Origin of the sequence: Rudaea sp., assembly GCF_036560865.1 — a bacterium.
In the GTDB taxonomy this organism is placed as follows: Bacteria; Pseudomonadota; Gammaproteobacteria; order Xanthomonadales; family Rhodanobacteraceae; genus Rudaea.
Window position 1 is genome coordinate 1 of sequence record NZ_DATBQK010000156.1, and the last position, 16,331, is coordinate 16,331.

Consider the following 16,331-nt stretch of genomic DNA (forward strand, 5'->3'; position numbering starts at 1 on the left):
CTGCAACTCGACACCGAGCGCGTCAACGCGTGGGTGGCGAAGGGCGCGCAGCTGAGCGACAAGGTGCGCGTGCTGCTCAAGGAAGCCGGCAAGCAGGCCAAGGCGGCAGCCTAAGGCTTTTCGCGTCGCAGGCGCCGTCGACATGGCTGCGCGCGATGACGCAAGGTTGCTGATCGGCAAGATCGTCGGCCTGTTCGGCGTCGACGGCTGGGTCAAGCTCGAATCATATGCCGAGCCGCGCGAGCGGATTTTCAAATACCGGCCCTGGTTCGTCGGTGGCGCCGATGGCGCTGGCGAAATCGAGTTCGAAAGTGCGCAAGGCCGTGTGCAAGGCAAGGGCATCGTGGCACGCCTGCCCGGCATCGAGGATCGCGACGCGGCGGCAGCCCTGATCGGCGCGGAGATACGCATTCTGCGCTCGGCGTTGCCCAAGCCCAGGCGCGGTGAGTTTTACTGGACCGATCTCGAAGGACTCGCGGTCGTCAACACGCAAGGCATCGCGTTCGGCAAGGTCAGCCATCTGTTTGCGACCGGTGCGAATGATGTGCTGGTGGCGCGCGACGAGAAAGGCCGCGAACGCATGATTCCGTTCGTCAGCGGACAATTCGTGCAGCAGGTCGATATCGAGGGCGGCAAGATCGTCGTCGATTGGGACGCGGAGTTTTGATGCGCATCGATGTCGTCACGCTGTTTCCGGAATTCGTTGAAGGCAGCGCCAAGGTAGGCGTTGTCGGCAGGGCGCAGGAGCGCGGTTTGCTCGACGTGCACAGTTGGAACCCGCGCGATTTCGCGACGGACAACTACCGCACCGTGGACGAGCGGACTTACGGCGGCGGACCGGGCATGGTGATGCTGATCGACCCGCTGCGCGACGCTTTGAACGCGGCGCGTGCCGCCGACAGCAAGCCGGCGAAGGTGATTTACCTGAGTCCGCAGGGAACGCGGCTCACGCAGGAGAAGGTCAGGCAATTGGCACAGAGCGAGCGCCTGATCCTGCTGTGCGGGCGTTACGAGGCGGTGGACGAGCGCCTGCTGCAGCACGAAGTCGACGAGGAAATTTCCATCGGCGACTACGTTCTGTCAGGCGGCGAATTGGCCGCCGCGGTGCTGATCGATGCGATCGGCCGGTTGCAGGACGGCGCGTTGAACGATGCGCAGTCGGCGCAGCAGGACTCGTTTTCCGACGGTCTGCTCGATTGCCCGCATTACACGCGGCCCGAGCAGCACGAACTGGGGCCGGTGCCGGCGGTGCTGATGTCCGGCGACCATGCCGCGATCCGGCGCTGGCGTCGCAAACAGGCGCTGGGACGGACCTGGCAGCGGCGTCCGGACCTGCTGGCAAGAATCGAACTAAAGCGTGAGGAAACTGAATTTTTACTGGAATTTCAAGAAGATATAAAAAAGTAGTGAAGTGAGTCGTCATAACGACGCAAATCTCGGCGTATAATCAACCTCAATCGGTGAGTGTCATGAGCAACCTCCTCCAACAATTCGAAGCCTCCCAGATCACCCGCAAGCTGCCCGAATTCGGGCCGGGCGATACTGTGATCGTCAATGTCAAAGTCAAAGAAGGCAATCGCGAGCGCGTGCAGGCCTACGAAGGCGTGGTTATCGCGAAGAAGAACGCGGGCCTCAATTCCGCCTTCACCGTGCGCAAGATCTCGCACGGCACCGGCGTCGAGCGCGTGTTCCAGTCGCACAGCCCGACGATCGAGTCGGTCAGCGTCAAGCGCCGCGGCAAGGTGCGCGGGGCCAAGCTTTATTATCTGCGCGGTCTGGAAGGCAAGAAGGCGCGTATTCAGGAAGACCTGACCAAGCGCGCCGTGACCGAAGAGTAGGTCCTAAACTGAAAAGTGCGGCCAAGGATGGTCGCTTCGTGATCCTGGCGATCAAGGATGAACCCATAAGTACCGTCTTGGAGCATTGAGTCGCGTCTGTGCTCCTCGTCCAAAGCGGCCGTCGGTCTCCGACGGCCGCTTTGTCTTTGTGCGATACGTGGGCAAGCAACGACGCGCAGACGGCTGTCGGCCTCCAGAAATTACGCACCCCTTTCCGCAGTTTGCACCCCGCATCGCTCGCAACGAGCGCATCGTCGTGCTTGAAATCCCGCACCTGCGGCCACATTCGTGGCGCAAGCCATTGAAAAGGAAGCTTCCCGCATGACCGCCGCCGCAGAAACCCGCAAGTTTGAAGCAGAAGTCGCCCAGGTCCTGCACTTGGTCACGCATTCGCTGTACTCGCACAAGGAAATCTTCCTGCGCGAGCTGATCTCGAACGCGTCAGATGCCTGCGACAAGCTGCGTTTCGCCGCGATCGGTCAGCCCGAACTGCTGGCCGGAGACAGCGAGCTGCGCATCGATGTCAGCGTCGACAAGGACGCGCGCACGCTGACCATCCGCGACAACGGCATCGGCATGAGCCGCGACGATGTGATCGCGAATATCGGCACGATCGCCAGTTCGGGTACGCGCAAATTTCTCGAAGCGCTGTCGACCGAACAGAAGGCCGATGCGAATCTGATCGGCCAGTTCGGCGTGGGTTTCTATTCGGCCTTCGTCGTTGCCGACAAGGTGACGCTGACCACGCGCCGCGCGGGCAGCGATGCGAGCGATGGCGTGCGCTGGCAATCCGCCGGTACAGGCGAGTACACCCTGGAGACTGTGGAGAACTCCAGCCGCGGCACCACTGTCACGCTGCATCTGAAAGCCAATGAGGACGAATTCCTGCAGAGCTGGCAGCTGCGCAGCCTGATCGCGCGCTATTCCGACCATATCGGTTTCCCGATTCGGATGCCTGAAGAGAAGGACGGCAAGCCGACCGAGGCCGATTCTGATGAAAAATGGGAAGTCGTCAATCAGGCTTCGGCGCTGTGGACGCGGCCGAAGACCGAACTCAAGGACGAGGACTACCAGGGTTTCTACAAGCATTTCGTGCACGATTTCAACGACCCGCTGGCGTGGACGCACAACCGCGTCGAGGGCAACCAGAACTTCACCTCGCTGCTCTACATCCCGGCGAAATCGCCGTTCGATTTCATGTCTGGCGGCCGCGACGAGCGGAAGGGGCTGAAACTCTACGTCAAGCGCGTTTTCATCATGGACGCGGCCGAGCAATTGCTGCCGGCGTACTTGCGCTTCGTGCGCGGCGTGGTCGATTCGGACGATTTGCCGCTCAACGTCAGCCGCGAAATCCTGCAGCAGAACCGCAATCTGGAAAAACTGCGCGCCGCCTGTACCCGGCGTGTGCTCGATCTGCTCGACAAGCTGGCCAAGGACGAGCCGGATAAATTCTCGACGTTCTGGAAGGAATTCGGCGCCGTGTTCAAGGAAGGCATAGCCGAGGATTTCGCCAACAAGGAACGCATCGCCAAGCTGCTGCGCTTCGCCTCGACGCAAAGCGAAGGTGCGCTGCAGACGGTCTCGCTCGACGACTATATCGGGCGCATGCAGGCCGGGCAGGAATCGATCTACTACATCACTGCCGATGGCTACGCCGCGGCGAAGGGCAGTCCGCAATTGGAGGCGCTGCGTGCGCGCGATATCGAAGTGCTGCTGATGTACGAGCGCATCGACGAGTGGATGGCGGGCTATCTCACAGACTATGCGGGCAAGAAACTGCGCAACGTCGCCAAGGGCGATCTCGATCTGGGCAAACTCGGCGGCGCCGATGAGGAAAAGCGCAAGGAAGCCGAGAAAGCCGCCGAAGACGTGGTGAAAAAATTGAAGGGTCTGCTCGGCGAGCGCGTGCGCGACGTGCGCGTGAGTGAGCGTCTGACCGATTCGCCCTCATGTCTGGTGCTCGACGAACACGATATGGGCATGGCCATGCAGCGTCTGCTCAAGCAGGCCGGGCATGACGTACCGGAAACCAAGCCTGCACTCGAAATCAATCCCGAACACGCGCTGGTCAAGCGCCTGGAAAACGAAACCGACGCTGCGCGCGCCAACGATCTGGGGCTGATCCTGCTCGAACAGGCGCAACTGCTCGAAGGCGCCGCACTTGAAGATCCAGCCGCTTATGTGCGGCGCGTAAACAGCCTTCTCATGCAGGCGAGTTGACCACCACGCCCTCTTTGCCGCGCGAGGCTCACGCGCTCGCCTCGCGATCGAGCAGCGCGCGCTTGCGTTCGACACCCCAACGATAACCGGACAGGGCGCCGTCATTGCGCACCACGCGGTGGCAGGGAATCGCCACCGCCAGACGATTCGCCGCGCAGGCTTGGGCTACGGCACGTACTGATTTCGGCGAGCCGATACGCTGAGCAATATCGCTATAACTTGCGGTCTTGCCGGCCGGAATTTTCCTGAGTGCCTGCCAGACGCGCTGCTGGAATGCGGTGCCGCGCACATCGAGCGGCAAATCCAGCCCAAGCCCCGGCGCCTCGACGAAGCCGACCACCTGCGCTACCAGGCGTTCGAATTCAGCATCGCCGCCGATCAGACTCGCCTGCGGGAAACGATCCTGCAGATCGCGCGCGAGCGCATCCGCATCGTCGCCCAGAAAGATCGCGCAGACGCCGCGCTCGCTGCAGGCGACGAGAATCGCGCCGAGCGAACACTCGCCGATCGCAAAGCGGATTTGCGCGTTCGTTCCGCCTTTGCGATAGTCGCTTGGTGTCATGCCGAGCAACGCGCTGGATTTCTCATAGAAGCGCGCGTTCGAGTTGTAGCCCGCATCGAAGATCGCGTTGGTGACGCTGTCGGCGCGCGCGAGCTCCGTACGTACGCGTGTCGCGCGCTGCGCGACCGCATAGGCCTTCGGCGTGACGCCGGTGATCGATTTGAACACGCGATGGAAGTGGTACGTGCTCATGCCGGCATGCGCGGCAAGCGTGTCGAGATTGGGCGCTTCCTGTGCGGACTCGATCAGCCGGCAGACTGCTGCAATGCGCGCGGCATGTTGTTCGGCAAGGCCGGGCTGATCGGGCTTGCAGCGCTTGCACGCGCGGAAGCCGGCGTGCTCAGCCTGCGCACGCGAGGCGTGAAAGGCGACATTTTGTGAACGCGGCAGACGCGCAGCGCACGAGGGCCGGCAGTAAACGCCGGTGGTCTTGACCGAATAGAAGAACGTGCCGTCCGCACGCGCATCGCGAGTGATTATTGCGGTCCAGCGCGGGTCGTTTTCGATCGATTCCAGATGTGAGTTTTTCAGCATCGCGTTCATCGGCATTCGCTTCCGTTGGGGTTTGGATGAACGCAGATTACGCATGGGTGTCGAATCGTGCACTCCGGCTCTTGCTTTTGAATTCGGGCCTGCCGAATGTGGCAGTACGCATCCCTCAGCGCCAAGATCAGGAAATGCCGTCCCGGAGAGCAATTTTCAATATCAATCCGCGCAGCCCGCGACATTGGTCTCGGTGCGATGCGGCTTGCGCCGATCGAGCAGCGGATGCACGAACACCGCACCGAGGATGATCGCGACGCCGCAGTAAAACGCGATGCCGAGTTCGCGCTGCTCGCCAAGCAGGACGATGGCGAGAATGATCGCATACACCGGTTCGAGATTGACCGCGAGTTCCACTGCGAAAGCGCTCAGATGACGCAGCGCGATCAGCGAAAGCGTGAATGGCACCAGCGTGCAGGCCAGCGCCAGCACGAGCAGCAGGGCCGCATCGTGCAGGCCAGGCGGAGCGAACACGTTGCCCGAGTGCGGTAGCACAACAGCGACGAGGCCGAGAAAGATCGCGCCTGTACCGAGTTCGATCGCGGTCACCGTGAACGGATCGGCGTGTTCGACGAGACGCTTGTTGAACGCGCTGAACAAGGCGACGAGAAAGGCCGAGACCACACCGACCACGACGCCAACCCGCATCTGATCGGGAATACCGCCGACCACGAGCGCAACGCCGGGAATCACGCCGATGCCGATCAGCAATTCGCGCGGCTCAAATTTGCTACGCGCAATCCACGGTTCGAGCACGGCAAGAAACACGGGGCCCACCGCAATGCATGTCGCCGCGACCGAAGCGTTGGCCAGCTTGACCGACGCGTAGAACGACAGCCAATGCAGCGCGACCAGCGCGCCGACCCCGGCATACGAGAGCAGCAGGCGAGGCTGCATTGTGCGCAGCCCGCGCCACACGCGCGGGACCAGCAGCAGGGCCGTCGTCACCATCAGCATGCGCCAGAACACCAGAGCAAGCGCAGGCAGCGTAATCAGCTTGCCGAGGATTGCGGTGAATCCCCACAGCAGGACGCAAAAATGAATCTGCAATTGCGCCTTGCGCAAGTCGCGCCTGGCGACGCTGGCGTTGTCGAGCGTGACCGAGGACATGCGTGACCCGGAAATAAAGCGCTACTATTGCGTGATGAAGTGGTTGTGTCCAGCATGAAACGACGTGCCGGTTTGGCAGCACTGCGCAAACCGCTCGTCGCGGCGGCGTTGATGGCGGCGCTGCTCGGCGGATGCGTGCGTCCCCAGCGCGAACTGCCGCCGCCCACGCCGCCTGCGCGCGAGGTCGCCGAGCCCGGCAATTATCAGTTCGCCCCGGGTCACGGCGCCGATCTCGTCGCCGAACTGCGCGCTGCGCCGGCGCCGGAACTGCCGGAAACCACGTCCGGCACCGCGATCGGGCCGGATGAGCGCAAACTGGTCGGCAAGAGTTTCGTGCGTATCGGTACGGGTTTCTATCCGACCAATGACGATGCGGCGCGTGCATGGGCGTTGCGCCAGGGTCAACGGGTCGGTGCGGACAAGATTCTGATCTATGCGCCCTCGCTGGATGCGAAGGACAACGCGCAGGCGCCGTTCGTCGCGGCATTTTATGTGCGCTACAAATTGCCGTTCGGCGCGCAGTTCCGCAGTCTGTCCGCGGCGGAGAAGAAAACGCTCGGGGTTGCCGGCGGCGTGCAGATCGGCTCGGTCGTCGGTGCGACGCCGGCAGCGGAGGCGAATCTGCGCAGCGGCGATTTCGTGATCAAGTTCAACGGCGTGCCGGTGCGCAATCGCGAGTCGTTTCAGGAGCTGCTGCGCGCGAACATGGGCAAGCATGTAACCCTGACCGTGAGCCGCGCCGGCGAGCAATTTGAGCGCCTCGTGCGCCTCGGCGTACTCGCGACCGAATCGCTCAATGTGGAAAAGTAAACTTATCCTTGGAGCAATAACCGGAATGCCACGTCCTCGCCTCGTGCTCGCATGCGCCGCCCTGCTCGTGGCCTGCGCCGCTCTGCCCGCGTCTGCGGATACGCCCACCAAGCCGTTGACCATGGCCGATGTGCTCGCTGCGGCGAAGCCGGGCGACTGGCATGCGCTCGATCCGCAAAACACTTTGTATCTCGAACTCAAATCCGGCCGCGTCGTGATCGAGCTGGCGCCGGACTTCGCGCCCAATCACGTCGCCAATATCAAGGCGCTCGTGCGCGAAAACTATTTCGATGGCCTGGCGATCCTGCGCTCGCAGGACAACTACGTCGTGCAATGGGGCGATCCACATGCCGACGCGCGTGCCGGCGACAAGGATCAGCCGCGCCCGATCAAGACCGGCAAGCGCACCTTGGCGGCGGAGTTCACGGTTCCGTTAAACGGCAAGATTCCGTTCGTGCGCCTGCCCGATGTCGATGGCTACGCGGCGCAGACCGGGTTCTCCGGCGACTTCGCCAGCGCGCGCGACCCGAAGCTCGGCCGCGCATGGCTTACGCATTGCTATGGCACACTCGGCGTGGGCCGCGATCTGGACGTCGATTCGGGCGGCGGCGCGGAACTGTATGTCGTGATCGGCAACTCGCCACGCTGGCTCGACCGCAATATCACCGTGGCCGGCCGGGTCGTGCAGGGCATCGAATTGTTGTCGACACTGCCGCGCGGCACGGGCGCGCTGGGCTTCTACGAAAAGGCCGAGCAACGCATACCGGTCGAACGCATACGCCTGGCCGCCGACGTGCCAGCGGCCGAGCGCACGAATCTGGAGGTGCTGCGCACCGACACGCCGACCTTCACCGCGCTGATCGAATCGCGGCGCAACCGCCGCGACGACTGGTACAAGGTGCCGGCGGGACATATCGACGTATGCAGCGTGCCGATCCCGGTGCGGCCGGCGAAATCTTAGCGCTCCGAAACTACTTTCCCAACCCTTGTCGCCACCCGGCTTCATCCGCGACCGGTGCGACGGCAGGCGCAGGCGGTAGCGCGCTACAATGCGCGCGCAGCAAATCCGTGGAGTTTGCGTGATCGACCAACCCATCGCCTTCGTGGCCAGCCGCACCGATGAAGCGCAGGCAGCGCTCGCCGAGATCCGCACGCGTTATACCGAAGTGCCTCTCGACGAGGCCGGCATTATCGTCGCGCTGGGCGGCGACGGCTTCATGCTGCGCACCCTGCACCGGCATCTGGCGTTGAACAAACCCGTGTACGGCATGAAGCTCGGCACGGTTGGTTTTCTGATGAACCAGTTCCATATCGACGGCCTGATCGAGCGCCTCGCGCGCGCGCAGGCAACGACCTTGAAACCTCTGATCATGGAGGCCGTAAACGAGTCTGGCAGCTCGGTGACTTCGCTGGCGTTCAACGAAGTCTCACTGCTGCGCCAGACCAAACAGGCCGCGCATATCCGCGTCTCGCTCAATGCTGCGGTCAAGATCGACGAGCTGATGTGCGACGGCATACTGGTCGCCACCTCGGCCGGCTCGACTGCCTACAACCTGTCCGCGCACGGGCCCATCTTGCCGCTCGGCGCCGACGTCATGGCGATGACGCCGATCAGCCCGTTTCGTCCACGGCGCTGGCGCGGCGCGATCCTGCGCGCGGCTACCGAGGTGAAATTCGAGATCCTCGATCCGTACAAGCGCCCAGTCAGCGCGACCGCCGATTCCAACGAAGTCCGCGATGTGGTCGAAGTGACCGTGCGCGAATCGCACGACAAGACCGTCAATCTGCTGTTCGATCCCGAGCACAATCTCGAAGACCGAATCCTGAATGAACAGTTCGCCTACTGAGGCCGACAATCCCAACGACGGTCGCCTGATCGTCGCGATCACCTCGCGCGCGCTGTTCGATCTTGCCGAAAGCCATGCGCTGTTCGAAGAGGCTGGACTCGACGCGTTTCGCGAGCATCAGACGCAGCGTGAGGACGAACCGCTCGCGCCGGGCATCGCGTTCCCGCTGGTGCGCAAGCTCCTGCGTCTGAATCCGCCGAAGCCGGCGCCTGCGCGCGTCGAGGTGATCCTGCTCTCGCGCAATTCGGCCGACACGGGTCTGCGCATCTTCAATTCGATCGAGCATTACGGTCTCGATATCGCGCGTGCTGCATTCACCAGTGGCGCGCCGACCGCGCCGTATGTGCGCTCGTTCGGCGCGCAATTATTTCTTTCGGCCAATCCCGACAGTGTCACCGGAGCGCTCGACGCGGGTATTGCCGCAGCGACGATTCTGCCGTCGAAGGCGCCGTCGCTTTCGTCTGATCAGTTGCGCATCGCGTTCGACGGCGACGCGGTGATCTTCGGCGACGAATCCGAGCGCGTGTCGCAGGAGCAGGGCATCGACGCCTTCCATCGCAACGAAGTCGAGCGTGCCGATCAGCCGCTGTCCGGCGGCCCGTTCCGCGGGTTCCTTGCAGCGCTGCACAAATTGCAGGAAGCGTTTCCGGCGGAAACCTCGCCGATCCGCACCGCACTGGTCACCGCGCGTTCCGCGCCCGCGCACAAGCGCGTGATCCTCACTTTGCGCCACTGGGGCGTGCGCCTGGACGAAGCATTGTTTCTCGGCGGTCGCGACAAGGGCCCGTTCCTGGAAACCTTTGGCGCGGATATTTTCTTCGACGATTCCACGCACAATGTCGAATCCGCACGCCGGCATGTCGCGACCGGACATGTGCCGCACGGCGTGCGCAATAGGTAAGGTAGGGAAGGGGGACTAGAACGCTCCGAGCGCGTGCGCCTTTGCGGTCAACGCACGACGGAACACATCCGCCAGCGGTTTGTGCCAGTGCACGATCAGATGCTCGTGTTCGGTCTTGACGAATCCGGCGGCGAGCGCGACATCGAGCGCACGTCGGTCGCCGCAATGACCGAAAAATGCGTCGCAGCAGTTCGCGTATTTGTGGAACGCATATTTCAGGATCAGGTACCACACGCCGCCGGCCGCCTGTACGGCTTCGCGTTCCTGCGCCTGCATGCGCTTGATCGTTTCGCCATTGCTGCACGAGCCGCCGGACAGGTAGATATCGCCGAATGGCCGCATATGTGAATAGCCCGCGAGATGATGTGCGCCATCGGCATCGCTATACAGGGCGACGAGATGGCGGCTGAAATCCGGCGGCGGATCGCCGAACTTGCGCCGGAACAGGGCGCCGACCAGAAAATCGGCATCGTCGATCTCGGTGATCGTCAGAAACCTGCGAATCGGTTCGGGAATGACGTGAAGGGCTGGCTGTTCCATGATCGGAAATCCGTCGCGGTCGTGGAGCAAGCGTAGCGAAGCCGAGCGCAAAATCCTATGCCTGCGATTTGCCGCGCAAAGCGCTGTTGCCGGGCAAGGCGCAAGCGTCACGCAGCAGGCGCTCGAATGCGTCCGGCGAATTCCAGTGCTGGCCGCAGACATAGCGGGGCAGCAGCCAGCGATTGCTGTCGCGCTCCAGCGGTCGCGCATCGGTGGCAAACGCAGCGCGCAGGCGATGTTCGTGCGTGTGCCGCGGCAGATATTCGCGCACGAGATAGTCGTTGCTTTCGCCGTAGGGATAGGCGAACAGGCTGGTTTTACGGGTGGGACAGTGTGCATCTAGCCAGTCGCTGGCCCGGCGGATTTCCGCGTCGGCATCGGCGTAGTCGTCGATCGTGGCGAAGGTGCCCTTGCGCTGCTCGCGCTGTGCGGTCAACGGCAGGGTATGGTGATTGTGATCCCAGCTATGGCTTTCGATCGCGATCAGGCCCTCCTGCGCCGCCTGCGGCCACCAGTCGTCGGTCCACCAGCCGCGGCCGATCAGGCAGGTGCAATCGAGCGTCGCGCGCGCTTCGGGCGAGACGATCACGAAGCTGGTGGCATGCGCCGTGACGCCGGTCGCGGCGATGAAATCGCGCAGGATGCCGGCAAAGCCGCGCTGTCTGCCGAAAACGGGATGATCCAGATCGTGCCAGTCGAACCAGGAACCGTCGTCGAACGACAGCGCCACGGAATTTTCCACAGAGGACTCCGGCGCGACGCCGAGCAACGCATCGATGGCCAGCGCCAGCGGCACGATGCGCAGACCGAGGCGCTCGATCGCGCGCAGGTCCGCGGCCAGCGCGGCGTGGTCGTTGTTGTGGTAATCGTTTCCAGCGACATTCATCGCGTGGTAGGTGAGGACGGGAACGCGCATTGACCGATTTGCGGATGACCCGGGTCGGGCCGGCAGCTAGAATAGGCGGTCTTTTACCGGACTTGAACCGTCCACGGGAAAATCATGCCAGCCAATCCGCTCAATCCCACCGATTTGTACGACGTGCGTTCCCTGCTCAGCGACGAGGAACGCATGGTGCAGGACACCGTCGCGCGCTTCACCGACGAGCGCGTGCTGCCGATCATCGGCGATTGTTTCGACCAGGCCCGTTTTCCGATCGAATTGGTTCCGGAAATGGCCGATCTGGGTCTGCTCGGCTCCTCGTTGCCGGTCGAGTACGGCTGCGCGGGCATGAACGCGGTGAGTTATGGCCTCGTCTGCCAGGAACTCGAACGCGGCGATTCGGGTATTCGCAGCTTCGCTTCGGTGCAGTCGTCGCTGTGCATGTACCCGATCTACGCCTACGGCAGCGAGGAGCAGCGCAAGCATTGGCTGCCGCAGATGGCCGCCGGCAAGGTGATCGGCTGCTTCGGTCTGACCGAGCCGCACGGCGGCTCCGATCCGGCCAATATGAAGACGCACGCGCGCAAAGATGGCGGCGACTGGCTCATCAACGGCGCCAAGATGTGGATCACCAACGGCAATCTCGCGCATATTGCGATCGTCTGGGCGCACACCGAGGATGGTATACAAGGATTCATTGTAGAAAAAGGTACAAAAGGCTTCGCCGCGCAGGAAGTGCACAAGAAAATGAGCCTGCGAGCGTCGGTTACATCCGGTCTGTTCTTCGACAATGTGCGTGTTCCGGAAGCGAATCGTCTGCCTAATGTGAAAGGTCTGAAGGGACCGCTGGGCTGTCTGACTCAGGCCCGATACGGAATCACCTGGGGACCAATCGGCGCGGCGATCGCATGCTTTACTGAAGCAACCGAATACGCCAAGCAGCGCGTCTTGTTCAAGCGTCCGCTTGCCGCGAATCAAGCGGTGCAGTTGAAACTCGCCGACATGGCGCGGCGGATCACGCTGGCGCAGCTGCTGTCGCTGCAACTTGGGCGCTTCAAGGATGCCGGCAAGATGCAGCCGACCCAGGTGTCGCTGGCCAAGTGGAACAATGTGCGCATGGCAATCGATATTGCGCGCGAGGCGCGCGACATCCTGGGCGGTGCCGGCATCACCACCGAGCACTGCCCGATCCGCCACGCGCTCAATCTCGAATCCGTGATCACCTATGAAGGGACCGAGACCGTGCACCAATTGGTGGTCGGGCGCGAAGTGACCGGTATCAATGCGTTCTGAATATTTATTTTTCCTTCTCCCATCGGGAGACAAAACGGCAGGACTGCCGTTTTGCACGGCGGCAGCCGCCCGGAGGGAGAGTGCCAAGGACGGCGCGAGTGAACGTGCCCGAAGGACGGATGAGGGTTCGGTATCTGATGGGGCTTCACAGTGACCAGTGACATTCAAATCGAGACCGAGCGCCTGATTCTGCGTCTGCCGCGGCGCGAGGATTTCGACGGCTATGCCGAGTTGTTTGGCGACGAGGAAGCCGCGCGCTTCGTCGGCGGCGCCATGGTCCGCGCCGCCGCGTGGCGCAAGTTTCTGCAGCAGCCCGGTGCGTGGCTGGTGCAGGGCTTCGGCATGTTCTCGGTTACCGACAAACAAACAGGCGAGTGGTATGGACAACTCGGTCCGTGGCTGCCCGAAGGCTGGCCCGGCAACGAGGTCGGCTGGGCGTTTCGCCGCGCGGCCTGGGGCAAGGGCTATGCAACCGAAGCCGCGGCCCCGGCGATCGATTGGGCCTTCGCGAACCTCGGCTGGAACAACATCATCCATTGCATCGACCCAGCGAACACCGCATCGCTGGCGCTGGCGCGCCGCGTCGGTTCGACGAACCAGGGTCCGGGCAAGCTGCCGCCACCGCTCGACGAGCACCCGATCGAAATCTGGGGGCAGTCGCGCGAGCAATGGTTCGCGCGCCAACGAGGAGTACAGGCACGATGATCACGGTCTACGGTTATTCGCCCTCGGGCAACTGCCACAAGCTGCGCATGCTGCTCAGTCATCTCGGCCGCGAGTATCACTGGGTCGAAACCGACAGCGCGCATGGCGCGACGCGCAAACCCGAATATCTTGCGAAGAATCCGAACGGCAAGGTGCCGATGATCGAGACTGACGACGGCCGCATCATGACCGAATCGAACGCGATCCTGTGCTGGCTGGCCGACGGCACCAGGTACTTCGCCGGCGATGCCTGGCAGCGCGCGCAGACACTGGCCTGGATGTTCTTCGAGCAATACAGCCACGAGCCCTATGTCGCCGTGGCGCGCTTTATCTGCGGCTGGACACCTCTCGATTCGCCGCGTCGCGCCGATCTGCCGAAGCTGCGCGAGCGTGGCGATGCGGCGCTGGCGGTGATGGAAAAGCACCTCGGTGCAAACGCATGGTTCAGCAGTCTGGGTTACGGCATCGCCGATATCGCGCTGTTCGCCTACACGCATTGCGCGGCCGACGGCGGATTCGAACTGGCGAAGTATCCACATGTGGTTGCCTGGCTCGATCGCGTGCGCGCGCAGCCTGGGTTTGTCGCGATGCCGCCGTATGCGGCCGAGAACACAACGCTGATCGCGCAGTCCAGGCATGTGTAGGTTGGGGTGAGCATGCGAACCCCAACAATATCCGCGAATTCCGGGATCGAAAACGCAATACCCATCCTACAATGTCAATCGCTGGGGTTCACTTTCGCTCACCTCAGCCTACGAAAGAAACCATGACCGCCATACCCAAACCGATTCCCGCGCGCCACCGAAACGTCAACCGCGCCGAGGTCTGCGACCAGAACTTCATCGAGTTCGTGCAGAACTGGCGAGGCACGGTCGCGCGTGCGTGCGCGAGCGATGCGCCCGTATTGCCCGGCAGCCTGTGCACGCGCAGCGACTTCGTGGAATTGTTTGACTCGCAGCTGATCAGCCGCCATCTGGATCTGATGGCGCGCGTACTGCGCGTCAAAAACAAGGTGTTTTACACGATCGGCTCGTCGGGTCACGAAGGCAATGCGATGGTCGCGCGCCTGACGCGGCACACCGATCCGGCGTTTCTGCACTATCGCAGCGGCGCATTCATGGCCGAGCGATTCCGCAAGCTGCCCGGGCTTGATCCCGTCATGGATTCGGCGCTCAGCTTCGCCGCCAGCAAGGACGATCCGGCGTCGGGCGGACGGCACAAGGTTTGGGGATCCAAGTCGCTATGGGTGCTGCCGCAGACCTCGACCATTGCCTCTCATCTGCCGAAAGCGCTCGGCACGGCGGTTGCGATCGAGCAGGCGAAGCGCATCGCGCACAAACTTCCGATTCCGGATGATTCCATTGCGATCTGCTCATTTGGCGACGCATCCGCAAATCATGCCGCCGCGCAAACCGCGTTCAATACGGCGGCGTGGACGGCCTACCAGAAACTGCCCGCGCCGGTGCTGTTCGTCTGCGAGGACAACGGCATCGGCATCTCGGTGAAGACGCCGACCGACTGGATCGCCGCCAATTTCAGCGGCCGCCGCGATCTAGACTATTTCCAAGCCGATGGTCTCGATCTCGCCACAGGCTACGAGCAGGTTGCGCGCGCGGTGCACCATTGCCGCACGACGCGGCGGCCGACCTTCCTGCATCTACGCACGACGCGCATCATGGGCCACGCGGGCACGGATTTCGAAATCGAATGGCGCAGCATCGAGGAACTCGTCGCTGTCGAAGCCGGCGATCCCCTGTTGCGCAGCACCGCGATTGCGCTCGAAGCAGGCGTGTATACCCGGGAACAGTTGCTGGCGCGCTATGAAAATTTCCGCCAGCGCTGTTTCGCCGCCGCCGAGGAGGCCGATCGTCGGCCCAAACTGACTTCGCTGGAAGACGTGATTGCGCCGCTCGCGCCGTACACGCCCGACGCGGTGATCGCCGAGGCGCAGCGCGTGGACTACGCAACCCAGCGTGTGAAGATTTTCGGCAGCGCGGAGAAATTGCCGGAGAAACTGCCGCCGCGGCATCTGGCGATCCAGATCAACAATGCCCTGCACGACCTGTTCTGCAAATACCCCGAAGCCCTGCTGTTCGGCGAGGACGTGGCGCAGAAGGGCGGGGTCTACACGGTGACCAAGGGTCTGCACAAGGCGTTCAAGAGCGCACGCGTGTTCAATACCCTGCTCGACGAGACGATGATCCTCGGCCTCGCGCAGGGCTTCGCCAACATGGGCATGCTGCCGCTGCCGGAGATCCAGTACCTGGCGTACTTCCACAACGCCTGCGACCAGATCCGCGGTGAGGCCGCATCGCTGCAGTTCTTCTCGAACAATCAATATCGCAATCCGATGCTGGTGCGCATCGCGGGTCTGGGCTACCAGCGCGGTTTCGGCGGCCATTTCCACAACGATAATTCGATCACCGCGCTGCGCGATATTCCCGGCCTCGTCGTTGGCTGCCCTTCGCGCGGCGACGATGCGGCGACAATGTTGCGCACACTGGCGGCGCTGGCGAAGGTGGACGGGCGCGTCACGGTATTTCTCGAGCCGATCGCGCTGTACATGAGCAAGGATCTGCATGCGGCGGGCGATGGCGAGTGGCAGTTCGCCTATCCGCCGCCGGATCAGGCCATGCCGCTCGGCACAGGGCGCATTTACGACGAGTCGGCCGACGATCTGGCGATTTTTACCTACGGCAACGGCGTACCGATGAGCCTGCGCGCGGCGCGCGAGATCAAGAAGGGCCTAGGCTGGAACGTACGCGTGATCGACCTGCGCTGGCTGGTGCCGCTCAACGGAGCCTTCATCGCCGCGCAGGCGAAGACCGCAAAACGCATCGTGATCGTCGATGAGGGCCGCCACAGCGCAGGGGTGGGCGAGGGCGTGATCACCGCGATCGTCGAGGCCGGATATGGCGCCAAACCGCTGCAGCGAGTCGTCGGCGTCGATACTTACACCCCCCTGGCTGGCGCGGCTTTTCTCGTGCTGCCGGGCGAGGCGGATATCGTCGCTGCGGCGAAATTGCTGGCCTGAGTCACCCGAATCTCCACGAAGCCGCTCTTTCCGGCTAAACTTTGCACC

At 62.8% G+C, this 16,331-nt stretch carries 16 protein-coding genes and 1 pseudogene; 13 read left to right on the forward strand and 4 right to left on the reverse strand.

Annotation, left to right across the window (positions count from 1 at the left end; genetic code table 11):
* The 5 genes and pseudogenes from rpsP to htpG form a co-directional block, all read left to right on the forward strand.
* Positions 1–114: pseudogene (gene rpsP, locus VIE67_RS14780) on the forward strand (30S ribosomal protein S16); the annotation flags it as partial.
* Between the two features lie 28 nt (positions 115–142).
* Positions 143–667 carry a ribosome maturation factor RimM gene (rimM, locus tag VIE67_RS14560; protein WP_332027173.1) on the forward strand — a complete coding sequence of 175 codons (525 nt, stop codon included), beginning with the start codon at positions 143–145 and terminating at the stop codon, positions 665–667.
* A complete protein-coding gene (trmD, locus tag VIE67_RS14565) occupies positions 667–1,407 on the forward strand; it encodes a tRNA (guanosine(37)-N1)-methyltransferase TrmD (protein WP_332027174.1) in 741 nt (246 codons plus the stop codon). The genes rimM and trmD overlap by 1 nt, the downstream gene beginning before the upstream one ends.
* Positions 1,408–1,469: 62 nt before the next feature.
* A complete protein-coding gene (gene rplS, locus VIE67_RS14570; protein WP_332027199.1) occupies positions 1,470–1,838 on the forward strand; it encodes a 50S ribosomal protein L19 in 369 nt (122 codons plus the stop codon).
* Between the two features lie 321 nt (positions 1,839–2,159).
* Entirely contained in the window at positions 2,160–4,058 is a 1,899-nt protein-coding gene (htpG, locus tag VIE67_RS14575) for a molecular chaperone HtpG (RefSeq protein WP_332027175.1), read from the forward strand.
* A gap of 28 nt (positions 4,059–4,086) precedes the next feature.
* Here the strand turns inward: htpG and ada are convergent, their stop codons facing one another.
* A complete protein-coding gene (gene ada / locus VIE67_RS14580) occupies positions 4,087–5,163 on the reverse strand; it encodes a bifunctional DNA-binding transcriptional regulator/O6-methylguanine-DNA methyltransferase Ada (RefSeq protein ID WP_332027176.1) in 1,077 nt (358 codons plus the stop codon).
* Positions 5,164–5,325: 162 nt separating this feature from the next.
* Positions 5,326–6,273 carry a DMT family transporter gene (locus tag VIE67_RS14585; RefSeq protein ID WP_332027177.1) on the reverse strand — a complete coding sequence of 316 codons (948 nt, stop codon included), beginning with the start codon at positions 6,271–6,273 and terminating at the stop codon, positions 5,326–5,328.
* A 54-nt stretch (positions 6,274–6,327) separates the two neighbouring features.
* Here VIE67_RS14585 and VIE67_RS14590 point away from each other — a divergent pair, with 54 nt between their 5' ends.
* The 4 genes from VIE67_RS14590 to VIE67_RS14605 all read left to right on the forward strand — a co-directional run bounded on the left by VIE67_RS14590 (position 6,328) and on the right by VIE67_RS14605 (position 9,831).
* Positions 6,328–7,083 (forward strand): PDZ domain-containing protein, encoded by a 756-nt coding sequence (locus VIE67_RS14590; protein WP_332027178.1) that lies wholly within the window; start codon positions 6,328–6,330, stop codon positions 7,081–7,083.
* Positions 7,084–7,108: 25 nt separating this feature from the next.
* Positions 7,109–8,044 carry a peptidylprolyl isomerase gene (locus tag VIE67_RS14595; RefSeq protein WP_332027179.1) on the forward strand — a complete coding sequence of 312 codons (936 nt, stop codon included), beginning with the start codon at positions 7,109–7,111 and terminating at the stop codon, positions 8,042–8,044.
* Positions 8,045–8,132: 88 nt separating this feature from the next.
* On the forward strand, positions 8,133–8,930 hold the full coding sequence (locus VIE67_RS14600; protein ID WP_332027180.1) for an NAD kinase: 798 nt from the start codon (positions 8,133–8,135) through the stop codon (positions 8,928–8,930).
* Positions 8,911–9,831 (forward strand): 5'-nucleotidase, encoded by a 921-nt coding sequence (locus VIE67_RS14605; RefSeq protein WP_332027181.1) that lies wholly within the window; start codon positions 8,911–8,913, stop codon positions 9,829–9,831. Before VIE67_RS14600 ends, VIE67_RS14605 begins: the two co-directional genes overlap by 20 nt.
* Positions 9,832–9,846: 15 nt before the next feature.
* Here the strand turns inward: VIE67_RS14605 and VIE67_RS14610 are convergent, their stop codons facing one another.
* Complete coding sequence (locus tag VIE67_RS14610; RefSeq protein ID WP_332027182.1) at positions 9,847–10,371, reverse strand: hypothetical protein; 525 nt, start codon at positions 10,369–10,371, stop codon at positions 9,847–9,849.
* Positions 10,372–10,426: 55 nt separating this feature from the next.
* Positions 10,427–11,287 (reverse strand): polysaccharide deacetylase family protein, encoded by an 861-nt coding sequence (locus tag VIE67_RS14615; protein WP_332027183.1) that lies wholly within the window; start codon positions 11,285–11,287, stop codon positions 10,427–10,429.
* An 84-nt stretch (positions 11,288–11,371) separates the two neighbouring features.
* Between VIE67_RS14615 and VIE67_RS14620 the strand changes: the two genes are divergently transcribed.
* The 4 genes from VIE67_RS14620 (at position 11,372) to VIE67_RS14635 (ending at position 16,283) form a co-directional block, all read left to right on the forward strand.
* The gene (locus VIE67_RS14620; RefSeq protein ID WP_332027184.1) at positions 11,372–12,544 is read left to right on the forward strand and encodes an acyl-CoA dehydrogenase family protein; all 1,173 of its coding nucleotides are present in this window, start codon (positions 11,372–11,374) and stop codon (positions 12,542–12,544) included.
* 150 nt (positions 12,545–12,694) lie between these two features.
* A complete protein-coding gene (locus tag VIE67_RS14625) occupies positions 12,695–13,249 on the forward strand; it encodes a GNAT family N-acetyltransferase (protein ID WP_332027185.1) in 555 nt (184 codons plus the stop codon).
* Positions 13,246–13,893 carry a glutathione S-transferase family protein gene (locus VIE67_RS14630; protein WP_332027186.1) on the forward strand — a complete coding sequence of 216 codons (648 nt, stop codon included), beginning with the start codon at positions 13,246–13,248 and terminating at the stop codon, positions 13,891–13,893. The genes VIE67_RS14625 and VIE67_RS14630 overlap by 4 nt, the downstream gene beginning before the upstream one ends.
* 122 nt (positions 13,894–14,015) lie before the next feature.
* Complete coding sequence (locus VIE67_RS14635) at positions 14,016–16,283, forward strand: thiamine pyrophosphate-dependent enzyme (RefSeq protein WP_332027187.1); 2,268 nt, start codon at positions 14,016–14,018, stop codon at positions 16,281–16,283.
* Positions 16,284–16,331: the final 48 nt, after the last annotated feature.

Excerpts from the sequence above, each read along its gene's own strand:
- rimM (WP_332027173.1), top strand. The coding sequence starts at position 143 with ATGGCTGCGCGCGATGACGCAAGGTTGCTGATCGGCAAGATCGTCGGC.
- trmD (WP_332027174.1), top strand. The coding sequence starts at position 667 with ATGCGCATCGATGTCGTCACGCTGTTTCCGGAATTCGTTGAAGGCAGC.
- rplS (WP_332027199.1), top strand. The coding sequence starts at position 1,470 with ATGAGCAACCTCCTCCAACAATTCGAAGCCTCCCAGATCACCCGCAAG.
- htpG (WP_332027175.1), top strand. The coding sequence starts at position 2,160 with ATGACCGCCGCCGCAGAAACCCGCAAGTTTGAAGCAGAAGTCGCCCAG.
- ada (WP_332027176.1), bottom strand. The coding sequence starts at position 5,163 with ATGAACGCGATGCTGAAAAACTCACATCTGGAATCGATCGAAAACGAC.
- VIE67_RS14585 (WP_332027177.1), bottom strand. The coding sequence starts at position 6,273 with ATGTCCTCGGTCACGCTCGACAACGCCAGCGTCGCCAGGCGCGACTTG.
- VIE67_RS14590 (WP_332027178.1), top strand. The coding sequence starts at position 6,328 with ATGAAACGACGTGCCGGTTTGGCAGCACTGCGCAAACCGCTCGTCGCG.
- VIE67_RS14595 (WP_332027179.1), top strand. The coding sequence starts at position 7,109 with ATGCCACGTCCTCGCCTCGTGCTCGCATGCGCCGCCCTGCTCGTGGCC.
- VIE67_RS14600 (WP_332027180.1), top strand. The coding sequence starts at position 8,133 with ATGCGCGCGCAGCAAATCCGTGGAGTTTGCGTGATCGACCAACCCATC.
- VIE67_RS14605 (WP_332027181.1), top strand. The coding sequence starts at position 8,911 with ATGAACAGTTCGCCTACTGAGGCCGACAATCCCAACGACGGTCGCCTG.
- VIE67_RS14610 (WP_332027182.1), bottom strand. The coding sequence starts at position 10,371 with ATGGAACAGCCAGCCCTTCACGTCATTCCCGAACCGATTCGCAGGTTT.
- VIE67_RS14615 (WP_332027183.1), bottom strand. The coding sequence starts at position 11,287 with ATGCGCGTTCCCGTCCTCACCTACCACGCGATGAATGTCGCTGGAAAC.
- VIE67_RS14620 (WP_332027184.1), top strand. The coding sequence starts at position 11,372 with ATGCCAGCCAATCCGCTCAATCCCACCGATTTGTACGACGTGCGTTCC.
- VIE67_RS14630 (WP_332027186.1), top strand. The coding sequence starts at position 13,246 with ATGATCACGGTCTACGGTTATTCGCCCTCGGGCAACTGCCACAAGCTG.
- VIE67_RS14635 (WP_332027187.1), top strand. The coding sequence starts at position 14,016 with ATGACCGCCATACCCAAACCGATTCCCGCGCGCCACCGAAACGTCAAC.